This window comes from uncultured Gemella sp., from assembly GCF_963525875.1.
Classification (GTDB): Bacteria; Bacillota; Bacilli; order Staphylococcales; family Gemellaceae; genus Gemella.
Genome location: NZ_CAURMG010000077.1, coordinates 1 through 3,518, shown reverse-complemented (window position 1 = coordinate 3,518; position 3,518 = coordinate 1). Strand labels below are relative to the sequence as shown.

At 29.2% G+C, this 3,518-nt stretch carries 2 protein-coding genes and 1 pseudogene; all 3 read left to right on the top strand.

The features are described 5' to 3' along the window. Window positions 1-20 precede the first annotated feature (20 nt). On the top strand, window positions 21-1,376 hold the full coding sequence (locus RWQ73_RS07840) for an ATP-binding cassette domain-containing protein (RefSeq protein ID WP_314407824.1): 1,356 nt from the start codon (window positions 21-23) through the stop codon (window positions 1,374-1,376). 491 nt (window positions 1,377-1,867) lie between these two features. After that, window positions 1,868-2,383, top strand: a complete 516-nt coding sequence (locus RWQ73_RS07835; protein ID WP_314407822.1) for a YbhB/YbcL family Raf kinase inhibitor-like protein — start codon at window positions 1,868-1,870, stop codon at window positions 2,381-2,383. 1,033 nt (window positions 2,384-3,416) lie between these two features. Beyond that, window positions 3,417-3,518, top strand: a pseudogene (locus RWQ73_RS07830) (TetR/AcrR family transcriptional regulator); the annotation flags it as partial.

Sequence of the window (3,518 nt, the reverse complement as noted above, 5' to 3'; positions counted from 1 at the left end):
TATTAAAAAGGAGTTAATGTATGCAAATATTAAATATTAAAAACATAGAGTTTGAGAAACAAGGGAAGATATTATTTAAAATAGAAAAATTGAGTATAAATACTGGTGATATTATTGGTTTAATAGGGAAAAACGGTTCAGGAAAGACAACGCTGTTAAAATATATTGATGATTTAGTTAAAGACAAAAATAATATTTCATCAGAGTTTTTAGAATTTGGAGAAAATTCTCTTCTTAGAAAGAGTGGAGGAGAAGTTGTTGTAACTAAGATTAGAGGTAGTTTGTTATCGAATGTTGAGCTATATTTACTAGATGAACCATCAACTTACTTGGATTATAATAATGCTAACAAAATAGCTAATCTTATAAAAAGAACTCTAGCGACTTTTTGTATTGCTAGTCACGATAGAAATTTCTTAAATAATGTTTGTACAAAGTTATGGATAATTGAAAATAATACTGTGAGAGAATTTAATGGGAATTATCACGAGTACAAGCTTCAAGAAGAAATTGAGACTACTGAGTATGAAGCTGAACTTCAAAAGTACAACAAAGAAACTAAGAAGATAAAGAAAAGCATTCAAGAGATGAAAGAGGAACAGGGGAAAAAATCTGGAAAGCCAAAGAACATGAGTGGATCAGATTATAGAATTATAGGAGTAAAAACAAAAATCTCACAAAATCAAAAGAGATTACAGAAGAAAATATCAAGACAAGAAGATAAGTTACAGGCTAATATTAAACCTAAGCCGTTAAAAGATAAATATGACATTGAATTTCTAGAAATATTTAAAGAAACTCATAAGAAGAGTTTTTGTATTGACGAGAAAAATTGTGAAATAGATGGAAAGTTTCTTTGGAATTCACCTGGTTTTACGTTTACCAGTGGAGATAAGATTTTAATTAAAGGAAAAAATGGTTCTGGAAAAACTACTTTTCTAAATTATGTGAAGGAGTCCATTCCTAGTTCCTTACAAGTAGCGTATTTCAAACAAAATAGATTTGATATTTTTGAGGAAGAAAAAACGTTGTTTGAATTTGTTAAAGAATCAACTTCACTAAATGATATAGAACTTAGAAATATACTAGCTTTGCTAAATTTTAGAGGAGATGATATTAATAAAAAGATAGAAGTCTTAAGCAAAGGGGAGAAAGTTAAACTTTATTTCGTAAGTTTACTTTTTAGAAAAACAGATGTATTGTTGCTAGATGAGATAACTAACTTTTTAGATGTTGTTACGATAGAAGCGGTAGAGAAGATATTAAAGAAATATCCTGGCATACTAATTATGGTCAGTCATGATATGGAATTTATCGATAATGTTGCAACTAGGGTTATAAACATTACGAATAAAGAAGTTTTAAAATTTGAGTAAATTAGAAGTTAATAATACATTTAGGAGAAAAAATTATGATAAAAATTGTTATAGCTGCATTCTTAATATTAGGTTTTGTCTCGGCTGCAGTTGCAAATGTGAGATGGCAAGAAAAGGATGAGGATGAATAACTTTAGTAAATAAGCCGTTGATTAGTTACCAATTAGAATAGTTATTGATATGACTAACTTAAAAGTACAAAGCAAAGAATATAAATAATCGCCTAAGTTCTTAACAATCGCCTAAAACTATGGTATATTTAGGCGAAAAACAAAGGGCTTGATTCAAAATTTTTATGAGAATTCATAGACGCAGTGGTTTATCGATATGTAAATATAACTTTATAAAAGCTTTTTTAGAATCACTCTATTATTTGAGGAATTAATAAGTTTGTCTAGCTTTTTGGCGAATTTCCTTCACTCTTGACATGTTTATTGAATTTATAATATAATTCATATATTATTTAATTTTATCTGTAAAGGAGATTGAAAATGAAGATTAACTTACCTTTTAATGAAAATATTTTACCTAAACGATTTGGGAAAGAAGCAGAATCTGGTGATGTTATTAAGAATAATCCAGTACGTTCATTTCCGTTTGAGATAACAGAGTTGCCAGAAGGAACAAAGTATGTAGCTATTACATTAATAGACTATGATGCTATTCCAGTTTGTTCGTTCCCATGGATTCATTGGCTTGTCACTGATATAGAGGTAGTGGATAATGAGGTTATTATTCCTGAAAACTACAGTTTAGACTATAAAAGTTCTATTAAACAGGGGAAAAATAGTTTTTCTAGTCCACTATTGGGGATGGATTTTACTGAGATTGACTCAATTTTTGTTGGACCAACCCCACCTGATAAGGATCATAGATACACAATTGAAGTTTTTGCATTATCAGATAAAACAGGTTTAGAGGATGGTTTTTATTATAATGAATTATTAGATGCAGTGGATTCAATCACATTAGATAGAGCTACTGCTGTTGTTATTGGTCAATTTTAAATTAAGAATTATCATTAACATTTGAAATCAAAGAATTTTTAGAAAAATTGTAGTAAATAATAAAGAAATCTATTAGTATTTTATTATCTAGCTCTTTTTAGGATACTGGGAATGACACCATTGAAGTCTCAACTCAAGTTTCAGTTAAAAAAATAGTTTTAGGTTAAATTCCAGTTTTTTATTTGAACTGGAATTTACTTTGAGAATTAACATTTAAAATACTAGCTGTAAAGCGTATCCACAAATAGTTGATTATCACAGTTTAATTTGATATAATCAAAATTGGAGAGAGAAGTTAGGGAGTTCGACGCTTCCGATGAAGATGGCGGCTACTTCAATATGAAAGGAGATGATGCTTATGCTCATAAGTATCAAAATCTGGATGAAAGGAGTAGCAAGTTGTCAGCTTACGAGATTGTACAGACGATTATTGGAATAAATCTATTGATTGTTTCAGTAGTTAGTGCATATATTGTAGCTTTAAAAAAAGACAATAAAAAATAACCATCTTTAACTTTAGCAGGTTAGATGGTTATTTTTATAATCAATTAACTGGAGCTACCGTCTTTAAAACGGCTCTCTCTTTTATATTTCCATTCTAGCATAAATGATGTAGAAAAGCAATGATTTTTATTAAAAATTAGTTTGACATTGAGCCTCTGATGGCGTGACTTGGATAATGTGGGAAAAGTAGCGATGCCACATTATCCTCACAGGATACCACACCATCTCTCAGTATAAAACTAATTTTATGAAGTATAAAGATAGAATTAAGATTTTTAAAAACTGGAGCTCGTTTAACATTATAAAGAGAATTTAAAATAACGTAATAAAGTTAGACAAATATCTTTTCATGATTACTTAGTCTCAACTTAAGTTCCAGTTTAAAAAATAGTTTTAGGTTAAATTCCAGTTTTTTATTTAAACTGGAATTTACTTTGGGAATTAAAAACTACATAAAATTCAAGAGAAATGAGAAAACATAATTGACAAAATGTCAGTTGCGTGATATCCTTTAAATAGGAGGTATAAAATGCGAGATGTAAAAGAACCGGAAATACGACGTGCCGAAATTATGGCTGCTGCAATGCTACTATTTATAGAGCAAGGGTATACTAATACAACAACTCAGGAT